General features: G+C 60.8%; 20 protein-coding genes. 9 read left to right on the top strand and 11 right to left on the bottom strand.

Features of this window, described 5'->3' with window-relative positions; translation table 11 throughout:
- The first annotated feature begins 131 nt into the window (after positions 1 to 131).
- Complete coding sequence (locus tag SPHFLASMR4Y_RS16590) at positions 132 to 689, top strand: hypothetical protein (RefSeq protein WP_145955577.1); 558 nt, start codon at positions 132 to 134, stop codon at positions 687 to 689.
- 54 nt (positions 690 to 743) lie between these two features.
- Here SPHFLASMR4Y_RS16590 and SPHFLASMR4Y_RS16585 read toward each other — a convergent pair whose 3' ends face one another.
- The 3 genes from SPHFLASMR4Y_RS16585 to xseA all read right to left on the bottom strand — a co-directional run bounded on the left by SPHFLASMR4Y_RS16585 (position 744) and on the right by xseA (position 3,389).
- Positions 744 to 1,634 carry a M23 family metallopeptidase gene (locus tag SPHFLASMR4Y_RS16585; protein ID WP_260807013.1) on the bottom strand — a complete coding sequence of 297 codons (891 nt, stop codon included), beginning with the start codon at positions 1,632 to 1,634 and terminating at the stop codon, positions 744 to 746.
- Positions 1,631 to 1,840: a DUF2093 domain-containing protein gene (locus SPHFLASMR4Y_RS16580; protein WP_089134538.1), complete on the bottom strand. Its 210-nt coding sequence runs from the start codon at positions 1,838 to 1,840 to the stop codon at positions 1,631 to 1,633. The genes SPHFLASMR4Y_RS16585 and SPHFLASMR4Y_RS16580 overlap by 4 nt, the downstream gene beginning before the upstream one ends.
- 82 nt (positions 1,841 to 1,922) lie before the next feature.
- Positions 1,923 to 3,389, bottom strand: coding sequence for an exodeoxyribonuclease VII large subunit (gene xseA / locus SPHFLASMR4Y_RS16575; RefSeq protein ID WP_089134537.1), 1,467 nt, complete (start codon positions 3,387 to 3,389; stop codon positions 1,923 to 1,925).
- Between xseA and purD the strand changes: the two genes are divergently transcribed.
- Positions 3,388 to 4,668, top strand: a complete 1,281-nt coding sequence (gene purD, locus SPHFLASMR4Y_RS16570) for a phosphoribosylamine--glycine ligase (protein WP_089134536.1) — start codon at positions 3,388 to 3,390, stop codon at positions 4,666 to 4,668. The two genes, xseA and purD, sit on opposite strands and share 2 nt — an antisense overlap.
- A 468-nt stretch (positions 4,669 to 5,136) precedes the next feature.
- On the opposite strand, the gene SPHFLASMR4Y_RS16565 is transcribed toward purD, so the two are convergent.
- Together SPHFLASMR4Y_RS16565 and SPHFLASMR4Y_RS17235 are read right to left on the bottom strand one after the other, a co-directional pair.
- Entirely contained in the window at positions 5,137 to 5,445 is a 309-nt protein-coding gene (locus SPHFLASMR4Y_RS16565; protein WP_089134535.1) for a CcdB family protein, read from the bottom strand.
- The gene (locus SPHFLASMR4Y_RS17235) at positions 5,432 to 5,578 is read right to left on the bottom strand and encodes a hypothetical protein (protein ID WP_186265989.1); all 147 of its coding nucleotides are present in this window, start codon (positions 5,576 to 5,578) and stop codon (positions 5,432 to 5,434) included. Before SPHFLASMR4Y_RS17235 ends, SPHFLASMR4Y_RS16565 begins: the two co-directional genes overlap by 14 nt.
- A 248-nt stretch (positions 5,579 to 5,826) precedes the next feature.
- On the opposite strand from SPHFLASMR4Y_RS17235, the gene SPHFLASMR4Y_RS16560 reads away from it, so the two are divergent.
- On the top strand, positions 5,827 to 7,113 hold the full coding sequence (locus SPHFLASMR4Y_RS16560) for an OmpP1/FadL family transporter (protein ID WP_089134534.1): 1,287 nt from the start codon (positions 5,827 to 5,829) through the stop codon (positions 7,111 to 7,113).
- Here the strand turns inward: SPHFLASMR4Y_RS16560 and SPHFLASMR4Y_RS17230 are convergent.
- Positions 7,110 to 7,247, bottom strand: a complete 138-nt coding sequence (locus tag SPHFLASMR4Y_RS17230) for a hypothetical protein (protein ID WP_186265988.1) — start codon at positions 7,245 to 7,247, stop codon at positions 7,110 to 7,112. The genes SPHFLASMR4Y_RS16560 and SPHFLASMR4Y_RS17230 overlap by 4 nt on opposite strands.
- A gap of 179 nt (positions 7,248 to 7,426) precedes the next feature.
- On the opposite strand from SPHFLASMR4Y_RS17230, the gene SPHFLASMR4Y_RS16550 reads away from it, so the two are divergent.
- Complete coding sequence (locus SPHFLASMR4Y_RS16550; protein ID WP_089134532.1) at positions 7,427 to 8,665, top strand: mechanosensitive ion channel family protein; 1,239 nt, start codon at positions 7,427 to 7,429, stop codon at positions 8,663 to 8,665.
- 30 nt (positions 8,666 to 8,695) lie between these two features.
- On the opposite strand, the gene SPHFLASMR4Y_RS16545 is transcribed toward SPHFLASMR4Y_RS16550, so the two are convergent.
- Complete coding sequence (locus SPHFLASMR4Y_RS16545) at positions 8,696 to 10,159, bottom strand: UdgX family uracil-DNA binding protein (protein WP_260807012.1); 1,464 nt, start codon at positions 10,157 to 10,159, stop codon at positions 8,696 to 8,698.
- A 5-nt stretch (positions 10,160 to 10,164) separates the two neighbouring features.
- Positions 10,165 to 11,406 (bottom strand): putative DNA modification/repair radical SAM protein, encoded by a 1,242-nt coding sequence (locus SPHFLASMR4Y_RS16540; protein ID WP_089134531.1) that lies wholly within the window; start codon positions 11,404 to 11,406, stop codon positions 10,165 to 10,167.
- Positions 11,407 to 11,582: 176 nt separating this feature from the next.
- Between SPHFLASMR4Y_RS16540 and SPHFLASMR4Y_RS16535 the strand changes: the two genes are divergently transcribed.
- Positions 11,583 to 12,809: a DUF3419 family protein gene (locus SPHFLASMR4Y_RS16535; RefSeq protein ID WP_089134530.1), complete on the top strand. Its 1,227-nt coding sequence runs from the start codon at positions 11,583 to 11,585 to the stop codon at positions 12,807 to 12,809.
- Between the two features lie 5 nt (positions 12,810 to 12,814).
- A complete protein-coding gene (locus SPHFLASMR4Y_RS16530) occupies positions 12,815 to 13,504 on the top strand; it encodes a class I SAM-dependent methyltransferase (protein WP_089134963.1) in 690 nt (229 codons plus the stop codon).
- 5 nt (positions 13,505 to 13,509) lie between these two features.
- Here SPHFLASMR4Y_RS16530 and SPHFLASMR4Y_RS16525 read toward each other — a convergent pair whose 3' ends face one another.
- Positions 13,510 to 14,934, bottom strand: a complete 1,425-nt coding sequence (locus SPHFLASMR4Y_RS16525) for a M20/M25/M40 family metallo-hydrolase (protein WP_089134962.1) — start codon at positions 14,932 to 14,934, stop codon at positions 13,510 to 13,512.
- 201 nt (positions 14,935 to 15,135) lie between these two features.
- Positions 15,136 to 15,495: a hypothetical protein gene (locus SPHFLASMR4Y_RS17225; protein WP_186266116.1), complete on the bottom strand. Its 360-nt coding sequence runs from the start codon at positions 15,493 to 15,495 to the stop codon at positions 15,136 to 15,138.
- Between SPHFLASMR4Y_RS17225 and SPHFLASMR4Y_RS16520 the strand changes: the two genes are divergently transcribed.
- The 3 genes from SPHFLASMR4Y_RS16520 to SPHFLASMR4Y_RS16510 all read left to right on the top strand — a co-directional run bounded on the left by SPHFLASMR4Y_RS16520 (position 15,443) and on the right by SPHFLASMR4Y_RS16510 (position 18,647).
- Complete coding sequence (locus SPHFLASMR4Y_RS16520) at positions 15,443 to 16,936, top strand: vWA domain-containing protein (protein ID WP_260807011.1); 1,494 nt, start codon at positions 15,443 to 15,445, stop codon at positions 16,934 to 16,936. The genes SPHFLASMR4Y_RS17225 and SPHFLASMR4Y_RS16520 overlap by 53 nt on opposite strands.
- 227 nt (positions 16,937 to 17,163) lie before the next feature.
- Entirely contained in the window at positions 17,164 to 17,892 is a 729-nt protein-coding gene (locus tag SPHFLASMR4Y_RS16515) for an OmpA family protein (RefSeq protein ID WP_186265987.1), read from the top strand.
- Between the two features lie 149 nt (positions 17,893 to 18,041).
- On the top strand, positions 18,042 to 18,647 hold the full coding sequence (locus tag SPHFLASMR4Y_RS16510) for a hypothetical protein (protein ID WP_089134528.1): 606 nt from the start codon (positions 18,042 to 18,044) through the stop codon (positions 18,645 to 18,647).
- Positions 18,648 to 18,664: 17 nt separating this feature from the next.
- Here the strand turns inward: SPHFLASMR4Y_RS16510 and SPHFLASMR4Y_RS16505 are convergent, their stop codons facing one another.
- Complete coding sequence (locus SPHFLASMR4Y_RS16505; protein WP_089134527.1) at positions 18,665 to 19,981, bottom strand: hemolysin family protein; 1,317 nt, start codon at positions 19,979 to 19,981, stop codon at positions 18,665 to 18,667.
- Positions 19,982 to 19,987: the final 6 nt, after the last annotated feature.

The raw sequence follows: 19,987 nt of genomic DNA, 5'->3' as shown, positions 1-19,987 counted from the left end.
TTAACAGCGACCCAAAACCCGGTTTTCGCAGATTATTCGGTTGTGGATTTTTACATCGAAGCTTAGTTCATAGCGATCATGCGACACAGATCGCGATCATTTCCGGTTAGCAGAAGAGGATGAAGATCATCATGAACCATTTTACTGGCAAAACAGCATGGGCGTGCAGCCTGGCCTTGCTCACAGCTTCGCCCGCATCGGCATTGGCCAAGGATGATGGCGAAAATAGTCAGCCGCCGGCGATTTTCCAGGCCGTTATTGATTGCCAGAAGGTAACCGACACGACCGCCCGCCTCGCCTGTTACGACGAAAAAGTGTCTACCTTGGCGGCAGCTCAGGAAAGCCGACAGGTGGTTGTCGCCGATCGCGAACAGATCCAAGAAGCGCGCCGTGGCCTTTTCGGATTCTCGCTTCCCAAGATTCGCCTGTTCGGCGGCGGATCGGACGAGAAGGAAAAGGAAGAGCGCATCGAACAGCTTGAAACGACGATCAAGTCCGCCCGGCAATTCGGCTACGGCAAATGGATGCTGACGCTGGAAGAAGGCGGTCGCTGGCAGCAGACCGACACGATCCGGCTGAACTCGGAGCCGCGCAGCGGCGACTCGATATTGATCAAGACCGGGGCGATGGGCAGCTATCTCGCCAGTATCAACGGACAGCGTTCGATCAGGGTGAAGCGGGTCGAATGATCCGCGACTGACTTCGCCGGAACGTCAGCAGTTATCAGCAATTATCAGCAATTATCAGCCCATCGGCCCGGTCAGCAGAATCGGGTCGATACGGGCCTTGTTCCACTTCATCGACCAGTGCAGATGCGGGCCGGTTGCGCTACCGGTCATTCCGATCCGGCCGATCGGTTCGCCGCGTTTCACGTGCTGCCCCTCTTCCACCAGTATCTCGGAACTGTGCAGAAAGGCGCTGTTCAGCCCCATGCCATGATCAATCATCAGCAGATTGCCTTCCAGTGTGAACGGGCTGGATGCGGCTAGCGTCACCACGCCATCGGCGGGCGCGACATAATAGGTGCCGGTCGGGGCAGCGATATCGATGCCGCTGTGATAGCTGCCGGGATCGCCATTATAGATACGCTGTGATCCGAACTGACCGGAAATACGACCCTTTGCGGGCCAGATGAAGGTCTGGCGCCAGCCCTTGCTGTCGCTCTTGACCGAACGGGCCGCGTTGATCTGCGCCAGTTCGGGTCCGCGGCGCGCCATGAAGGCCGCGCTCCGGGTAGTGGCCCGGCGGTTTATGCTGACATGCTCGATCTTCCATTTGCGGGGAGCAATGTTGATGAATTTCCTGACGGTCTCGCCATTGTCTAGAGTCGCGACGATATTGGCCGCTTGCCCGGCGTCGCGGTTGAAGGCGATTATGAACTTGCCATCCGCGTCAAACGGCACGGGCTCCCCGTCAAAAGACAGGCTGCGGGTGCCGGCAGGTGCATCGCCGATCATGACGCCGCCCTGAATCGCTTCGCCGTTGAAGCCGAACTGCACCGCGTCGCGAAAGGCCGACTGTTCGGTGGCGGCAGCCGCGTTCGTTTCGGCGGTGTCGGCGTAGACAATGGCCGCGGGCGCGGCCACCGCCGCGGTCGTCAAGAGGCACAGTGCGGTTCTAAACCGCCCGATCACTTTTCACTTTCCGGCAGATGGGCATGCGCCGAAATCTGGGCAGTCGCGTAAGGTTCCTGCTTTTCCACGCTCCAGTAGCGCAGTTCATCGAGCGGGATAGCTTCGCCGGTCACCGCGCACAGGACATGATCGCCGGACGAAAGCGGGCGGAAGCCGTTCGGCATATAATGCAGCTTGGCCACCTTGTTGCGATTGGACATTAACATAGGACCCTTATACTCCCTCTATCCTTTACCTGCGATTTACAATCGAGATCGCCACAGCGGGCCAATCCTGACGCAAATTCCCCTAGAATAAATCCTGCTGCCTGTCATCCGCCGGTTTTTTGACTCGGCTCGCCGAAGATGAGGCGGGCTTTGGCTTGGCCGGTGCCTTGTCGGTGACCATCGCGCCAACGACTCCATCCTGGAAATGCAGATCGATAGTCCCGGCCTTGCGTGCAGCGGCCTGATTGGCAATCAGGCTGCCGTCCGGTCCCGAGACCCGGGCATAGCCGCGTTTCAGCGGACCGTCGGGCGAGACCTGCTGGGCCAGTCGCCACAGCGCGTCGAGGCGCTGCTGTGCGTCGGACAGCGGCCGCTGCACCAAAGATACCGGCAGATCCAGCCGCCGGAACTGCTCCTGCGAACGGGCCAGGCGCTGCTTCAATATCGAGGGCCGCAAAGCGCCTGCACTGTTGGCAAAGCGGCTGCGGGCGTGGGCGATATTCTGGCTCATGCCATATTTCATCCGCTCGGACGTCTCGTCGACCCGCTGCTGGTGCGGCCGGAGCAGATCGGTGAGAGCCGGCATCAGGCGGCGTTGCGCCTCCAGCCGCTCCTGCGCGGTGTTCAGGCTGCGCTGGACGCTGCGCGCCATCCGCGCCTTGCCCTCGGCAAGCGTGGCCAGCCATTCTGCCCGGACCGGCACCGCCATTTCCGCGGCAGCCGTTGGCGTCGGCGCGCGCAGGTCGGCGGCGAAATCGCAGAGTGTCGTGTCGGTCTCGTGCCCCACGGCGGAGATAATCGGGATCGTGCAATCCGCAACCGCCCGGACCACGATTTCCTCGTTGAAGCTCCACAGGTCCTCGATCGAGCCGCCGCCGCGGGCGACGATCACCAGATCGGGCCGGGCGACCGGGCCGCCCGGCGCCATCTCGGAAAAGCCACGAATGGCGTGGGATATCTGCTTCGCCGCGCCCTCGCCCTGGACCAGCACCGGCCAGACGATGACATGGCTGGGGCAGCGGTCGGCGAGGCGGTGGAGGATATCGCGGATCACCGAGCCGGTCGGCGACGTGACCACGGCGATGGTCTTCGGCAGGAAGGGAATCGCTTTCTTGCGGTCCTGATCGAACAGCCCTTCACCGAGCAGCTTGGCCTTGAGCTTCTCGAACAGGGCCATCAGCGCGCCCTCGCCCGCCAGCTCCATCTTGTCGATCACCACCTGATATTTCGAGCGCCCCGGATAGGTGGTCAGCTTGCCCGAGACGACGACCTCGATGCCATCCTCGGGCCGGAACGGCAGCCGTCCGGCATTGCCCTTCCACATCACCCCGTCGAGCACCGCCTTGTCATCCTTCAGCGCGAGATAGACATGGCCCGATGCCGCGCGCTTGAAGCCCGAGATTTCGCCGCGAATCCGGACATAGCCGAAGCGATCCTCGACTACCCGCTTGAGCGCGCCGGAAATTTCCGAAACGCTGAGCGGCGGGGCGTTGTCACCCTGCCCGCTCTCGGCTAGGAGCTTCGCGTCTAATGAGAGGGAATCGTCCATGAATATCCTGTTGATCGGTTCGGGTGGCCGCGAACATGCCTTGGCCTGGAAGCTGGCGCAATCCCCTATGCTCGGGAAATTTTACGCGACACCGGGCAATCCCGGCATCGCGCAACATGCCGATCTGGTCACGCTCGACATCACCGACCATGGCGCCGTCATCCTGTTCTGTGGCGAGCATGACATCGATCTGGTCGTCGTCGGCCCGGAAGCGCCTTTGGTCGACGGCCTCGCGGAAAGCCTGCGCACCGCCGATATTTTCGTCTTCGGCCCCGACAAGGCAGCGGCGCAGCTGGAAGGCTCGAAAGGCTTTACCAAGGACCTGTGCGCCCGCGCCCATATCCCGACCGCCGGCTATGTCCGCACCACCAGCGCCGCCGACGCGATCAAGGCGCTGGATGATTTCTCGATCCCCGTCGTGATCAAGGCCGATGGCCTGGCCGCCGGCAAGGGCGTGATCATCGCCGAGACCCGCGAACAGGCCGAGGCCGCGATCACCGACATGTTCGACGGCAGCTTTGGTGAAGCCGGCGCGGAAGTGGTGATCGAGGAATTTCTGACCGGCGAGGAAGCCAGTTTCTTCGCGATCACCGACGGCGAGAATGTCGTGCCCTTCGGCTCGGCGCAGGATCACAAGCGCGTCGGCGAAGGCGATACCGGTCCGAACACCGGCGGCATGGGCGCCTACAGCCCTGCCCCTGTCCTTACCCCCGCCCTGCAACAGCAGGTGATGGAGCAGATCATCCAGCCGACCGTCGATACATTGGCCGCCGAGGGCACGCCCTATAGCGGCGTCCTGTTCGCCGGGCTGATGCTGACCGAGAGCGGCCCGCAGCTGATCGAATATAACGCCCGTTTCGGCGACCCGGAATGCCAGGTGCTGATGATGCGTCTGGAAAGCGATCTCGCCAAGCTGATGATGGCAACCGCCAAGGGCGACCTCGCCCAGACCAGCGCCCCGGCCTTCGCCCCGGAAACCGCGCTGACCGTGGTGATGGCCGCCAAGGGCTATCCCGCCACGCCGGAAAAAGGCGGCAAGATCCAGAACCTGGCCCGGGCCGAGCGCGAAGACGCCAAGGTCTTCCACGCCGGCACTGCCGAAGTCGACGGCGCGCTCGTCGCCAATGGCGGCCGCGTGCTCAATGTCACCGCACTGGGCGCCAATGCCACCGAAGCGCAGGCCAAGGCTTATGCGGCGGTTGACCAGATCGATTTCGAGAGCGGATTTTGTCGCCGCGACATCGGCTGGCGCGAGGTTGCGCGGGAAGCGGGAGAATAGGCTTTCCTGCCGATCCGGCGCTCCAAAGTTCGTGAAAGTTCGGGCCAAGGAGCGGTTTTCCCACGCCCGTCTCCGGGAAGCGGGTTTATCGGACTCGCACGAAGCCACAAAGCGCAAAGGGATTGCGCTTTGTGGCTTTGTGTCTTCGTGCGAGCCAGACCATTTGCTGGGTCTCGCCGTGAACTTTACACAAACATCCGCTTTTATTTTCTGTAATCTTTGCCCCGGTCCGCAGAATTTCAGCATTTGTAGGAAATGGGCCGCCCGTCGAGTGTAACCTTCCAGATGGCCGCCAAAACCGGTCCGGCAGAACCATGCGCCCAGCCGCCACCGCCGCTATCATATCCAGATTGTCAAAGAACCTGCCCCGCGTGTGGCGCGGAGCGGGTGTGATAATAGCGGATTGGGCCGGGTGTAGGACAGCGGTAATTGGGAAAGAAATTTGGGGACCGTTAGAACTGCCCACCCTCAAAACCCCTGCAACAGAAGATCCAGCGCATCGACAATCACCGCGCGATAGGGCTCTTCAACATTCACCACCGGCTTGCCCAGCGACGCGCGGCGCAGGGTGCCGATGTCGGTGGTCATCAGGCAGTAGTCTTGCCCCTTGATGGTGATCTGCGGTTTCAGCCTGCGCATGGTTTCGGCCCTGGCGCTGTCCCAGGGGACCAGCGGCACAACGACGACGCTGGCGAGCTCGGACAGCAGGTTGGCCTGCACCTCCAGCACATAAGGCACTTCCGCGCGGTTCAACGCATAGATATTAAAACGCGCCATTGTCGTCGGCCCAGTCGGGGACCAGCAGCGGGCCGGACTCCGACACCCGCTGGTTATACGCGGCGATGGCTTCGCGGATCGACAGGTTTACGGGCCGCCTTTTCGGATTTTGCAGACGCGCTGTCGAAGACATAGGGAATTGCTCTGGCTAGTAATGCGCATATCACTCGCTGCGCAATGCCGGGGTGCCGAAATGGCGGATCGCGAAAATCGGATTGCTGCACATTCTCCGCTCGGGGGGAGCCCCCGCACCCGCCAAGCTCAGCTACGTCGCAGGCAACCTTTCCTAACTTGCTGCGCGCCAATGGAGATCGCTAGGGACGCGCTCCGGCAAACACACTCTCCCGTTTCGCCGGTGTACCAACAGAAAGTCGTATCGTCATGTCCCGTTCCCCTGCCCCTACCGCCAATCGTCCGATCCGGTCGCTGGCCAGCCTCCTGCTCGCCGGCGCAGCGCTTGCCATGCCGGGCGCGGCCCACGCCACCGACGGCTATTTCCTCAACGGGGTCGGCGCCAAAGCCAAGGGTGCGGGTGGCGTCGCGATCGCCATGCCGCAGGACGCTTTCTCGATTGCCAGCAATCCGGCTTCGGCGACCGTCATCGAGCATAGGCTGGATGTCGGCTTCGAGATATTCATCCCCGATCGCGGGTCCGAAATCACCGGCAATCAGGCAGGGCTCGACGGGGTCTATTCCGGCAATGATGCCAATCCCTTCATCCTGCCCGAATTTGCCTATGTCCGGCCCTTGTCCGACACGGTTTCGGTCGGTCTTGCGGTCAACGGCAATGGCGGCATGAACACCGCCTACAAGACCAACCCGTTCGCCAGCTTCGGTGCGACCGGACCGGCAGGCGTGAACCTGCGGCAGATTTCGATCGCGCCGACCATCGCCGTGGAGTTTGCCGAGGGGCAGAGCCTTGGCCTGTCGCCGCATTTCGTTGTGCAGAGCTTTGAGGTCGAGGGCATCCAGCCGTTTGCCGCCAATTCGCAGGATCCTGCAAATTTCACCAACCGCGGTGAAGACTGGGCCTTTGGCGCAGGCTTCCGAGTCGGCTATCTCGGTGCGTTCGGCGATGATTTCCGCGTCGGCGCTTTCTACCAGTCAAAAGTCTGGACCACCGAGTTCGACCGCTATGCCGGGCTGTTCGCCGAACAGGGCGGTTTCAACATGCCGGCATCCTGGGGTGCCGGCGTTTCGGTCGACGCGACGCCGCGGCTGACCCTAGGCGTGGATTTCAAGCATATCGAATATTCCGGCGTCAATTCGGTCGGCAATCCGGTTGCCTCGCTGCTGCAGGGCGTTCCGTTCGGCGCGGATGACGGCCCTGGCTTCGGCTGGGACGATATCGATGTGTGGAAAGTCGGCGCCGTCTATCAGGCGAATGACAAGCTGACCTTGCGCGCAGGCTATGGCCGCTCGGACAACCCGGTGCCGCAGTCGGAAACATTGCTCAACATATTGGCGCCCGGCGTGGTCCGCGATCACTACACCCTAGGCGCGACCTATAAACTGTCGGACACATTCGAGATCACCGGCTACGCGATGCGCGCGCCACGCCAGACAATAGAGGGTGCAGGATCGATCCCCGCACCCTTTGGCGGCGGCGAGGCCGATATCCGTCTGGCCGAAACCGCGATCGGATTTTCGCTGGGCTTTGGTTTCTAGACCGGGCTCGAACCGCGGCCGGCCCCGAACAGCGCCGGAAAACCGAAGCGGCTGGAGAGGGTTCGCGCGAGCACGGTCGTGAACAATATCACGCCGAGGACGAGCAAGGTCAGTTCAGTGTCGAAGAAAGTCATGGATTTCCTGACCATCGGCCGGGTTTTGCTAAAATGCGATAGCATCTCGGGCGGGATATCGAAAGGCGAAACGCTTCGGCGCGCCTGCGTTGACACCGTCGCTGCCGACAGTCATAATTCGCGCTCGCCTACACCCCCAAATACGGAGACAGCGCCCGCCTTCCCCCGGGCATGACACCATGCAGCAGTTCCAGAGCGAAAGCCTTTCCGTCATCAACAGCATCCCCTTTCTTCCGGACCTCGCGCCGTGGGGAGAAGCGCTGGTCGGCGTCGGGATATTGCTCGCGATTGCGTGGCTGGCGAATTTCATCATCAAGCATATAGTGCTGCGCGTCGTCACGCGCTGGATGCCTTACGAAGATCTGACACCGCTGCCAGTGGCTTCCCGGCTGGCCAATATCGTACCGGCGCTGATCATCTCCAATGGTATCGGTGCGGTTCCCCATCTGCCGACGCCGGTTATCACCCTGGTCAGTAACGTGGTGTCCGCCTCGATCATCCTGTTCGTAGCAATGGCGCTGAGCAAGGCGCTTACCCTTGCCAACGATATATATGAACATCGCCCCAGTTCCGCGACCCGGCCGATCAAGGGCTATATCCAGCTGCTCAAGATCATCCTCTATGTCGGCGCAGCGATCCTGATCATCGCGGCGCTGATGGACCAGTCGCCGCTGCTGCTGCTGTCGGGCCTCGGCGCGATGGCGGCGGTGATCTTGCTGGTGTTCAAGGATACGCTGCTGTCGCTGGTTGCATCCGTGCAGCTCACATCCAACGATATGCTGCGCGTCGGCGACTGGATCGAGATGCCGGCGCTCAATGCCGACGGCGATGTCATCGATATCGCGCTGCACACGGTCAAGGTGCAGAACTGGGACAAGACGATCACCACCATCCCCACCCATCGCCTGATCTCGGAGAGCTTCAAGAACTGGCGCGGCATGTCCGATGCGGGCGGGCGGCGGATCAAGCGCTCGATCTTCATCGACCAGAATGGCATCCGCTTTCTGACGCGCGAGGAGAAGGACGGGTTTCGCCGCTTTCAGCTGCTCGACGAATATCTTGGCCACAAGCAGGCCGAACTGGGCGAATGGAATGCCCCGATCGAGCAAGCCGGGCGCGACGAGGTCAACGCCCGCCGGGTCACCAATATCGGTACCTTCCGCGCCTATGTCGTCGAATATCTGCGCGCCAACAGCCATATCGCGGATGGCATGACGCTGCTCGTGCGGCAGCTCGATCCGTCGCCAAAAGGACTGCCGATAGAGATTTACTGTTTCACCAACACGACCGACTGGAAAGCCTATGAAGATATCCAGTCGGACATTTTCGATCATCTGCTGGCGATCCTGCCGGAATTCGGACTGCGTCCGTTTCAGGAGCCGAGCGGCCTCGATCTGCAGCGCGGGCTGGCGGCGTAACCGCGGATATCGCGACAGGCCCCGCCTGGTTCAGTTTACAAAATCTCTCGCCACCTGCAGATCGCGCATGAATTTGGCATATTCGACCTGACGGCCCTGTTCATCAGGGATGCGCAGCAGATAGGATGGGTGCACGGTGATCAGGATGGACCGCCCCTCTGCATCCGCCAAAATCTCGCCGCGACGGCGGGCAATTTTGACCGGCCTGCCGGTCAGGCTGCGAGCGGCGGTTGCGCCTAGTGCGACGACCAGTCCGGGATCGACCAGCCGTATCTCCTGCTCGACCCACCAGCGATAATAGTTGATCTCGCCGACATTCGGCGTTTCGTGGAGCCGCCGCTTGCCACGCTGCGTATATTTGAAGCGTTTTACCGCGTTGGTCAGGAATGTCTGCTGCCGGTCGATCCCGGCTTCTGCGAGGGCACGGTCGAGCAACTGGCCGGCCGGCCCGACAAAGGGCTTGCCCTCCCTGTCCTCCTGATCGCCGGGCTGTTCGCCAATGATCATGAGATCGGCACGGTCGGGGCCGCTGCCGCGTACCAGCCGGTCGGAGAATTTTTCCATCGGCGCATCGGCCCGCTGTTCGAGCAGCGCGTAGAGCTGATCCAGCGAGGCCGGCAGATTGGCAGCCGGTTTGTCCATCTTGTCATCGAATAGCACGTCCTCCGGCGTGTGCGCCGTCATCGCATCGACCCGCGTTCCGGCCTGTTCCAGCAGCGAGGGGATCAGCTCTGCCTCGGGCAGGTTTTTCCAGTATTTCATCGGCATTTCCGACTTCATCGCGCCGATCTTGACCCGGGCCGGATTGAAGATATTGGCATAATAGGTCCGCCATTCTGCCTCGATCACATCTTCCTGCGGGACGTCGTCCTTGCAGCCGCCGGGGCCGACCGAGAGCTTGTGCCCGTCCCATGCGATACTGGCGCCGGGGGTCACGATCAGCCAGTCCATGCCGGTGAAACGGTTGCGGAAGAAGGGCGCGACCGCTTCGGTGATATGATGGTCCGGTTCGAACCAGGCGACAAATTGCTCGCGGCCTGCGCTGTCGCCGATTTTGCGGAAGCGGACGAAAGCGTGCATCTTGTGGATATCGCGGCGGATCGCCTTGGCGTAACGGTTCAGCTTGAGCATATCCGGGTCCGCAGGGTTCCGGTGCAGACCGGGAAGAGATTGCGCCCGCCAGAGGATACGATAGGCGAGATTGAACCGGTCCGCGTTGCTGTGCAACAGCGCGGTATTGATCAGCGAGAGCAACGTTTTTGATATGCGGACAGGACGCGAAGGTTGATCACTGTTTTGCGCTGGCAAGATCGCGGATGGTGACAGATCCAGTTCGCCCGCGTCCCGCCGGCCCTCGACGGTCCATGTCACCTGCTCCGGTGCGATACCTGCCTGCAACAGCCGCCGCGCATGGTCGCGCCAGCCGTCCCGGTCGACTTCGCTGGCGAGCGTGATCCTGTACGCGCCCTGGATATCGCCTGTCACCATGTTCATGGCCGTCAGGCTTCAAACAGGCTGAGCTGTTCGGGCGGCGGTTTCAGCCGGTCGTAAAGATTGAGGGAATCCAGCTGCTTGCCAGGGTGCCAGTCAGCGGTGGTGATGAACGGCAATATCTTCTTCACCGACTGGCAGATGCGTTCGAGGTCGGCCAGCCGCAGAGCCGAGAAACGGCGCGCCTGCAATATCTTGCCGACCCCCTTGCCACCGAGACCGGGGATGCGCAGCAGGATTTCCCGGTCGGCCAGATTGATATTGACCGGAAAGCGCGCGCGGTTCTGCAGCGCCCATGCGAGTTTCGGATCGATGGTAAGGTCGAGCTGGCCGGCGCTGCCGCCCTGCATGATTTCGTCGACGGAAAAGCCATAGAAACGCAGCAGCCAGTCGGCCTGATAGAGACGGTGCTCGCGCAACAGGGGCGGCGCCTGCGCCGGGAGGTTGCTGCTGGAGTCGGGAATCGGGCTGAAGGCGGAATAATAGACCCGCTTCAGGCCGTAGCTGCCATAGAGGCCATTGCTGGTGGTCAGGATCTTGGCGTCGTCGGAGGCGTCGGCGCCGATGATCATCTGGGTGCTGTGGCCGCCCGGCGCGAACAGCGGCGCCTTGCGCGAACTCTTCCGCTCCGCCTTTGCCTCGCGCACCTTTTTGCCGAGATTATTCATCGACCGGCGGATCAGCTTGCCGTCCTTTTCCGGCGCCAGCCGCGCGATCGATTCATCGTCGGGCAATTCGATATTGATCGAGAGACGGTCGGCATATTGGCCCGCCTGTTTGAGCAGATCCGGGTCAGCCTCGGGAATGGTCTTCAAATGGATATAGCCGCCAAATCTGTGCACCACCCGCAGGCGGCGGGCAACCTCGACCAGCTGCTCCATCGTATAGTCCGGGCTGCGGATGATGCCGGAAGAAAGGAACAGCCCCTCGATATAATTGCGCTTGTAGAAGTCCAGCGTCAGGTCGACAATTTCCTGCACCGTGAACGCGGCGCGGCGCACGTTGCTCGACGAGCGGTTGATGCAATAGAGACAGTCGAACATGCAATAGTTGGTCATCAGGATTTTCAGCAGCGAAATACAGCGCCCATCCGGGGCATAGCTGTGGCAGATGCCCATGCCGCCAGTCGAGCCGATGCCGCCCGATTTCGCCGAATTGCGATTGACCGAGCCGCTCGAGGCGCAGGACGCATCATATTTGGCGGCATCCGCGAGAATCGCCAGTTTATCGGAGCGGGAAATTTTTGACATGGCCCGTCCTAATCCATGTTCTTGTTTTGTTCAATAACATGGATTAGGATTTTCGCCGAATGCTCGGCATCACTATCTCCCGCTCCGCCGTCTCAAACCTGTCATACGCCGGTCACGCCCGCGTCACCCCGCCAGCCTAATTCTCCCCCCATGATCCAGACCATCGGAGAGGCTCCATGAGCATAGAAGCGGGTTCCGTCAAACAGTCCACCATATTGAACGATGCGATATTGCAGAACCGGGCGAGCAAGGCCGGGCTGCTCGAGCGGGCCTTCTCGCTCGCCTTTCGCGGGCTGGTCTATCCGCAGATTTGGGAAGACCCGGTTGCCGACATGGAGGCGCTGGACATCCGGCCGGATCACCATATCGTCACCATTGCCAGCGGCGGCTGCAATGCCCTGTCCTATCTCCGCGCCAATCCGGCGAAGATCACCGCGGTCGACCTCAACGCCGCCCATATCGCTCTCAACCGGCTGAAATCGGTGGCGGCGCAGCGTCTGGACAGCCACGAGGATTTCTTCCGCTTTTTCGGTCGGGCCGATCGCAAGGAAAATATTGCTGTCTATCGCGACCGGCTGCGTCCCCATCTCGACGAAGCCAGCCGCAAATATTGGGACGGACGCGACCATTTCGGACGGCGGCGGATCAACGGTTTTGCCAAGGGATTTTATCGCAAGGGCCTGCTCGGCAATTTTATCGGGCTGGTGCATATATTGGGCAGGCTTGGCGGCGCGAAACCTTCGCTGATGATGGCGGCGCAGACCCGTGAGGAACAGATCGAATTGTTCGAACGGCATATCGGCCCGCTGTTCGGCAAGAAGCTGATGCGCTTCCTCTGCTCCAACCCGATGGCACTGTTCGGCCTCGGCATTCCGCCGGCGCAATATCGGGCGCTGGCCGGTGACCGGCATATGGCCGATGTGCTGTGCGAGCGTTCCCGCAAACTGGCCTGCGATTTTCCGCTGGCCGATAATTATTTCGCGCAGCAGGCCTTTGGTCGCGCCTATCAGAGCGCCGAACCGGGATCGGTGCCGCCCTATCTGGAAGCAGCGAGTTTCGACTGGCTGGGCGAGCGCAGCCGGAAGCTGGAGATCAGGCATCAGAATTTCATCGAATTTCTGGCCAGCCAGGATGCCGGTTCGCTGGATCGCTATATCCTGCTCGACGCGCAGGACTGGATGACCGACCAGCAGCTCAACCGGCTGTGGAGCGAAATCGACCGCACCGCAAAGCCCGGCGCGCGGGTGCTGTTTCGGACTGCGGCGGAAGAGACCTTGCTGCCCGGGCGGGTGACCGACGAACTGCTTTCCGCATGGGATTATGACGCGGAGCTGTCACGAGCACTGACCCGCAAGGACCGCTCGGCCATTTACGGTGCAATGCATCTGTACCGGCTGAAATGAGCCTGATGGACGATATTTTGCGCAAGCGGGCGAGCGAACGCCACGCGAAGCTGATGGATCGCGTCTATCGCAGCCAGAGCGGTATCTATGACCTGACCCGCAAATATTATCTGCTCGGCCGCGATCAGTTGATCGAAGAACTTGATCCGCCGCCGGGGGGCCGGGTGCTGGAGATTGGCTGCGGCACCGCGCGCAATCTGGTGCGGGCGGCGAAGGTCTGGCCGGACGCGGAATTCTACGGCTTTGATATCAGCTCGGAAATGCTGAAGGTGGCGGGCAAGAATCTGGCACAGAGCGGAATGGCCGAACGCATCACCCTGTACCAGGGCGATGCCGAAAATCCGGCGCTGGCGATGCCGGCAGACATCCGTACTTTCGACCGGATTTTCCTGTCCTTCTGCCTGTCGATGATCCCCGACTGGCAGGGCGCGATCCGGCAGGCGCTGACCCTGCTCGAACCGGAAGGCGAACTGCATATCGTCGATTTCGGTCAGTCTGAGCAATTACCGCCGCCTTTTCGCGCGCTGCTGCTGCAATGGCTGGCGCTGTTTCACGTCGAGCCCCGGCGCCATCTGCGCCGCTTTCTCGACGAAATCGATCACGAACACGGCACGAAAAGCGAATTCATTCCGCAATATCGCGGCTATAGCTGGCGGTTCGTGGTCCGGCGGGGGGCTTGCCCGGGCAAGGCATAACGCGCCTATTCGGCCAGTTTTTTCAATATCCAGTACCAGTGATCGAGACCACCGTAGAAAGACGCGACCGGCAGCCGCTCGTTCAGACCATGGGCGTACATGTCGGATGCCTTCATCGCAGCACCCGAAATCGCCACCGTGTCATAGCCAAGATTGCGGTAATGCATGCCGTCGGTGCCGCCCGATTCCATATAGGGCAATATGGTGAGGCCCGGATATCGCTTGTCGATACTGTAGCGCAGGGCGGCCTTCACATCATCGCGCAGCTTTGATTCAGGACTTTCGGTCACATCGGTCATCAGCGTGAACGTGATATTGTCATTACCGATGACCTTTTTCAGCCTTGCCTCGGTTGCTGCAGCGCTGACGCCCGGGAATATCCGGCAATTTACCGTGGCCGTCGCCGACTGTGGCAGGGCATTTTCGGCATGCCCCGCCTGCAACATGGTGGCAACGCAGGTTGTTCCCAGGGTACCGACCGCCTCCGGATCGGCTTGCAAGATAGTGATCGCCGAAGCATCCGACGGGTCCGCCGCGAAACGAAGCATCGCCCGCCCGGTCTCACCGGGCGTGAGCTTGCCGGCAGTGGCGAAATATTGCCTCGTCAAATCCGTTGCCTGCACCGGAAATTTATAGGCGGCGATCTTCGTCAGGGCTTCTGCCAGTTCGTATATCGCGTTGTCCGCACGCGGGCGGGAGGAATGTCCGCCCGGATTGGTCACAGTCAGATGATAAGTGGCATAGGTCTTTTCCGCAGATTGAACGCGAAAGGCAACCGGTGTGCCGTTCTCGGCCAGCGCGATCCCCCCGGCATCGCTGTTCAGGATGAAGGCCGGGTCGATATTCTTGGCGACATATTCCGCCTGGGCCTCGGTCGAGACCATGCCCGATTCCTCGTCCCCCGAAAAAACCAGCACCAGATCGCGCGACGGCTGCCAGCCCTCTGCCTTCAGCCGCAGGAAAGTCGATGTCAGATTGGTAATGCCATATTTATTGTCCATCGTGGCACGACCGAAGAAATAGCCGTTCTCTTCGGTCAGCGTGAACGGCGGGCGCACCCAATCCTTGGCGAGTGCATCAACAACATCCATGTGCCCGAGCAGGACAATCGGCTGGGCGGTGCTGCCCGGCCTTGCGCGATAGGTAACCATCAGCCCCTGAGTCTTTTCGCCGTCACTGTCATAATCGGTGACGCGTATATCGCCGTCGTCGAAACCGGCCGTTTTGAACCGATCAACGAGATAAGAGACCATTGCCGGCACCTGTTGCTGACCGCGCGCCGTGCGAAACGCGATAATATCGCGATAAATGTCGCGCGCCATCTGCTGGTGTGCTGTCAGCCCCGCGTCGTCCTGCGCCAGCGCCGACGGGACGGACAAAACCCCCGCCATCAGCGCGAGCGCCATCCGACCCGACCATTTTTGCGTCATTTTCGCCAATCCATTTGCAGCCACAAGCAGTTCCCCCTCAGAAAATCACAACTTATCTGCCGGGCAGAATATGTAAACCATGTCGTTTATTGCCTTTTGGGCGCACGTCTCAAGCGACTGTGCCGCTGATTTCCAGCCGTCCGCACCTTCACTCTCGGCATCATGATTAATGTGACAGTATATCATGCGTTCATTTTCCAGTCAGGCATGATCTGCCAGCTTTGCGAGCGGGTCGGAGCAATGGAGGGAAGCTATGCGCCATTTGAATTTTTCTGGAAAAAGCCTGTCGATGCTCGCGGTTGCCGGGCTTGCGCTGACGTCCGCTTCGCCGTCACTGGACGCGCGTTCGATAGCGCGTCCGGTCCCGCCGCATCCGGTAAACTGCTCCATTTTCTCGCGGCCCCGCGCTGATCGCAGTATCGGCCAGCGCTCCGGCGCTCCGCTGGCTTCGCCGTCAATGATGCCATCGCCGCCGCCTCCGCCGCCGCCTCCCCCGTCGCAGGTGGTCGTGACGGCCAGCAAATCCTCGGCCAGCCACACGGCCGCGGCCGAACGGAGCATCGCACCCCACCCGCTCCCGCGCCCCTATCCGCAACCGCAGGATCGGGAGCGTTACGACGGCAAGGCGGTTGCCAGCATCAAGCGCGTCGCCGATGAACCGGTGTCGACCTTTGCCGTTGACGTCGATACCGGCAGCTATTCCAATGTCCGCCGACTTCTCAATGACGGGCAGATGCCGCCGGAAGCGGCGGTGCGGACCGAGGAGATGATCAACTATTTCCGCTATGATTATCCCAGACCGCAAAACCGGGACATTCCGTTCAGCGTGTCGACCGATCTCTCGACGACCCCGTGGAACGATGCCAGCCGCTTGCTGAGGATTGGCCTGCGCGGCTATGATGTCGACAGCAATGAACGGCCGCGCGCCAATCTGGTCTTTCTGGTCGACGTGTCCGGTTCGATGAACGGTCGTGACAAGCTCCCGCTGGTCAAATCGACGCTGACCGCGCTGGCCGGAGAATTGCGCAGCGATGACCGGGTATCGATCGTTGTCTATTCGGGCACGGTTGGACTGCTGCTTGCACCGACATCGAACAAGGATCATGTCAAGGAAGCAGTGGACTGCCTTTTCGCCCGCGGATCGACCGCAGGCGGCGATGCGCTCAAGCTGGCTTATTCGACCGCGCGCGACAATTTCCTCGACGGTGGCATCAACCGGATCATCATGGCCACCGACGGCGATTTCAACGTCGGCACTTCGGATACGGACGCGCTGAAAAAATATGTCGCGAAACAGCGCGAAAGCGGCGTGACGCTGACCATGCTCGGCTATGGCAGCGGCAATATCCGCGATGAGCTGATGGAGGGTATCGCCAATGTCGGCAATGGCAATTATGCCTATATCGACAGCGCTATGGAGGCCCGCAAGGTGCTGGGTTCCGAGCTCAGCTCGACCCTGTTCACCATTGCCAAGGATGTCAAAATCCAGATCGAGTTCAATCCGGCGCATGTGAAGGAATATCGCCTGATCGGCTATGAAAACCGGCTGCTCGCCGAAGAGGATTTTGCCAATGACAAGATTGATGCCGGTGATATTGGCGCCGGTCATCAGGTCACGGCGCTTTACGAAGTGATGCCGACCGATGCTTCCGGCTGGCTACCCGAACGGCGTTATCCCGCCAACCGGGCGGTTGACAGGCAAGCGGATCTGAGCGGCGAAATGGCGCAGGTCAGGCTGCGCTACAAATTGCCCGATGAGGACCGGTCTCGACTGATCACGCGGTCGATCGCCTCCACGGATATGCGGGCAGCCCGCCAGCCCCGCGGGGACATGGCCTTTGCGGTCGCGGTCGCCGCCTTTGGCCAGAAACTGCGCGGAGACAAATATCTCGGGGACTATGGTTTCCGGAATATCGGATGGCTCAGCGGTCAGGGCGGGAATTATTGGCGTCAGGAATTCCGCAAGCTCAATGATCTCGCGCTTAGCAATGACCGCGACTGACGACGAGGCGAAGGACAGGACCAGGCAGTATATATTTAAGAAAATTAACCGGACTTGGTAACCGATTGTCTCATATAGACACAGTTTCCATGGAATGGCCTCCGGGTTGCGGGGCATGCCAACTGGACTCACGCCATATTATCCGCCATTTTGTGCAATGATATCGAGAAAATGGCTGTGGGGCGGAAGAGGGACTGAGATTATCTATGGAAATCCGAGGCAAGTTATTGACCGGTGCAGCGGCGACCGTGATTTTGGGTCTGGTCGGCCACGCAATAACGGGTGAGACATTCATCAACAGTCTGGAACAGCAAGCACAGACAGAGATCGCCGCGCGCGGGCTGGATGGCGCACGCGTCAGCCTGGGTCGCGATCCGCTGTCCCGCGCTGCCGTACTGGACGGCGAAGTGGGTGAGCAGGCAAAACAGGAAGCCATGGCCATGGTCATGACGATCCCGGGAATTTCCAGTGCCAGCTGGCAAGACGAGCATGCGATCGCGGCAGCCGACAGCGATGACCCGGGCAATGCGGTTCCGGCCGCTGCCAGCCAGGACAAGATCGCCAAATGCCAGAAAGATGTCGACGCGATCATTGCAGCCAACAGCATCAGCTTTCGCTCCGGCAGCGCCTATTTGTCGCTGGATACGCGCAAGATACTCGACCAGATCGCGGAATCCCTGCAATCCTGTGACGGGCTGTCGGTTGTTGTCGAAGGCCATACCGACACCAACGGCAACCGCGCCGTCAACCGGGATATGTCGCAGGAACGGGCCGACAGGATCAAGGCCGGGCTGATCGAGCGCGGCGTGAAGGAAAGCCTGATCAGCGCCAAAGGCTATGGCTCCAGTCGGCCGCGCGCGACCGGTTCGGGTGCGGCCGCCGACGCGCAGAATCGCCGTATCGAGTTCCGGATCGGCGCGGCGCAAGATGATGCCCAATCGCAACAGGAGAGCTGAACGATGCCACTTTTACTTGAAAATCTGTTGCTCCTGCTGGTCACTTTTGCAATTGGCCTCGCAATCGGCTGGTTTATCTGGGGCCGCAACACAGAGGAATATTAGCCGAAACCGGCCAGGAACAATATTCATAACGGGGTTTTGAGACAATGATTACGCTGATCACCGCCAATTGGCTGCTCTATCTGATTGCACTGCTTATCGGTGTCGTCACGGCTTTCTCCATCTGGGCTGCGACCGGTCGCGAGGCATCGGCCCTCGACAGTTTCAATGCTGATGACGGACTGCTGGAAAAAGCCGGCGAACCGGTGCGTCCGGCAGAGCCCGAACCGGTTCCGGCCGCTGCACCTGCTCCGGAAGCGGTTGCACCACCACCACCGCCAGCACCCAAGCCGGTTGCGGCCCCCGTTGCCCCTGCCCCAGCACCGGTCGCAGCACCGAAGGCCACACCGGCACCGGCACCGGCACCGGCACCGGCAGCCGATGGCACACCCAATATTCCGCCAGCATCCGGTGAACCCGACAATCTGCGTCTGATCAAAGGCGTGGGTCCGAAGCTGAACACGTTGCTGATCAGCCTTGGCGTAACCCGGTTCGACCAGATCGCCGCCTGGAAAGAGGCGGAAATCAACGAGGTCGATCAGTATCTGGGAACGTTCAGCGGGCGGATCACTCGTGATGCATGGATCGACCAGGCGAAATTTCTCGCCAAGGACGATATTGCAGGGTTCGAAAAGAAATACGGGAAGCTCTGAGCGCCGGCAGGCTCGCGTCAATCCATATCGGGATTGCTCGCACGGACGATCAGCTTGTCTATTTTCCGGCCGTCCATGTCGACAATCTCGAAGACCCAGTCCTGATCTTCAAAGCTTTCTCCCTCTTCGGGAAGATGGCGCAATTGGGCAAGCGCGTGGCCGGCCACCGTCGCATAGTCGCGGTCTTCTGACAGCCGGATCCCGAGCCGCTCGGCCAGCGCATCTATCGCCATCGCACCGGAGACAAGATAGCTGCCGTCGGCGCGCTCGATAAGGCTCCTCTGGGTCCTCTCGTCCTGGTCGGAGACGAATTCACCCGCTATCGAGCTGAGCAGGTCATTGGGCGTCACTATACCTTCAAAATGGCCATATTCGTCGTGCACCAGCACCATCGGCACTTCGGCTTCGCGCAATATCTCCAGCGCATCGAGCGCGTCGAGCTGATCCGGCACTTTTTCCAGCGGACGCATCAATTTGCGCAGATCCAGCGGTTCGCCGCCCAATTGCGCCGCGACGATATCGCGCGCCTGCACCACACCGCGAATTTCATCGACGGAATGTTCGGCAACCGGAAAACGGTTGTGCTGGGATTCAATCAGCAATTTGTGAATGTCTTCGCGCTTGGCGTCGATATCGAGCCAGTCGACTTCGGTACGCGGGGTCATCACCTCGCGAATCGGCCGGTCGGCCATGCGCACGACTCCGGCAATCACGGCGCGTTCATGCTCCTCGATAACCCCGGACCGCGTGGCTTCGGCGAAGACCATCTGCAGCTCTTCCGCCGTGACATGGCTTTTCTCGTCGCGCTTCATCCGCATCATCCGGAAGATCAGGGCGCTGCTGTTGTCGAGCAGCCAGACCAGCGGTGCGGAAATGCGGGCAAGCAATTCCATTGGCCGGGCCATGGTCAGCGCGATCCGTTCGGCGGAACGCAATGCAATCTGTTTCGGCACCAGCTCGCCGACCACCAGCGAAGCATAAGTCGTCAGGCCGATGACCAGCGCGAAACCGACGGTCCCGGACAATTCCTCGCCCATGCCCAGCAGTTGCAGCCGCTCCGCAACCGGACCGCCCAGGCTGGCGCCGGAGAAGGCACCGGCAACGATGCCGATCAGCGTGATACCGATCTGCACGGTGGACAGAAATTTTCCGGGGTCACCTGCAAGACGCAGAGCGGCTTTGGCCCCTCTGCTGCCCTGATCGGCAAGGCTGTGCAATTGCGCCTTGCGGGCGGATACAATGGCCAGTTCCGACATGGCAAATATGCCATTGATCAGGACCAGCAATATTATGATAGCTACATCAAACCAGGGAAAGGGTGTCATAATGTCCATTGAAAG

The sequence above is a fragment of the Sphingorhabdus sp. SMR4y genome (assembly GCF_002218195.1).
Classification (GTDB): Bacteria; Pseudomonadota; Alphaproteobacteria; order Sphingomonadales; family Sphingomonadaceae; genus Parasphingorhabdus.
Note: the sequence above shows the minus strand (reverse complement) of the source record. Positions and strands in the feature narration are given on the sequence as shown.

Excerpts from the sequence above, each read along its gene's own strand:
- SPHFLASMR4Y_RS16535 (WP_089134530.1), top strand. The coding sequence starts at position 11,583 with ATGAGCATAGAAGCGGGTTCCGTCAAACAGTCCACCATATTGAACGAT.
- SPHFLASMR4Y_RS16540 (WP_089134531.1), bottom strand. The coding sequence starts at position 11,406 with ATGTCAAAAATTTCCCGCTCCGATAAACTGGCGATTCTCGCGGATGCC.
- SPHFLASMR4Y_RS16525 (WP_089134962.1), bottom strand. The coding sequence starts at position 14,934 with ATGACGCAAAAATGGTCGGGTCGGATGGCGCTCGCGCTGATGGCGGGG.
- SPHFLASMR4Y_RS17230 (WP_186265988.1), bottom strand. The coding sequence starts at position 7,247 with ATGACTTTCTTCGACACTGAACTGACCTTGCTCGTCCTCGGCGTGATA.
- SPHFLASMR4Y_RS17235 (WP_186265989.1), bottom strand. The coding sequence starts at position 5,578 with ATGTCTTCGACAGCGCGTCTGCAAAATCCGAAAAGGCGGCCCGTAAAC.
- SPHFLASMR4Y_RS16530 (WP_089134963.1), top strand. The coding sequence starts at position 12,815 with ATGGACGATATTTTGCGCAAGCGGGCGAGCGAACGCCACGCGAAGCTG.
- SPHFLASMR4Y_RS16580 (WP_089134538.1), bottom strand. The coding sequence starts at position 1,840 with ATGTTAATGTCCAATCGCAACAAGGTGGCCAAGCTGCATTATATGCCG.
- xseA (WP_089134537.1), bottom strand. The coding sequence starts at position 3,389 with ATGGACGATTCCCTCTCATTAGACGCGAAGCTCCTAGCCGAGAGCGGG.
- SPHFLASMR4Y_RS16550 (WP_089134532.1), top strand. The coding sequence starts at position 7,427 with ATGCAGCAGTTCCAGAGCGAAAGCCTTTCCGTCATCAACAGCATCCCC.
- SPHFLASMR4Y_RS16505 (WP_089134527.1), bottom strand. The coding sequence starts at position 19,981 with ATGGACATTATGACACCCTTTCCCTGGTTTGATGTAGCTATCATAATA.
- purD (WP_089134536.1), top strand. The coding sequence starts at position 3,388 with ATGAATATCCTGTTGATCGGTTCGGGTGGCCGCGAACATGCCTTGGCC.
- SPHFLASMR4Y_RS16565 (WP_089134535.1), bottom strand. The coding sequence starts at position 5,445 with ATGGCGCGTTTTAATATCTATGCGTTGAACCGCGCGGAAGTGCCTTAT.
- SPHFLASMR4Y_RS16510 (WP_089134528.1), top strand. The coding sequence starts at position 18,042 with ATGATTACGCTGATCACCGCCAATTGGCTGCTCTATCTGATTGCACTG.
- SPHFLASMR4Y_RS16590 (WP_145955577.1), top strand. The coding sequence starts at position 132 with ATGAACCATTTTACTGGCAAAACAGCATGGGCGTGCAGCCTGGCCTTG.
- SPHFLASMR4Y_RS16560 (WP_089134534.1), top strand. The coding sequence starts at position 5,827 with ATGTCCCGTTCCCCTGCCCCTACCGCCAATCGTCCGATCCGGTCGCTG.
- SPHFLASMR4Y_RS16545 (WP_260807012.1), bottom strand. The coding sequence starts at position 10,159 with ATGAACATGGTGACAGGCGATATCCAGGGCGCGTACAGGATCACGCTC.
- SPHFLASMR4Y_RS17225 (WP_186266116.1), bottom strand. The coding sequence starts at position 15,495 with ATGCTCCGTTCGGCCGCGGCCGTGTGGCTGGCCGAGGATTTGCTGGCC.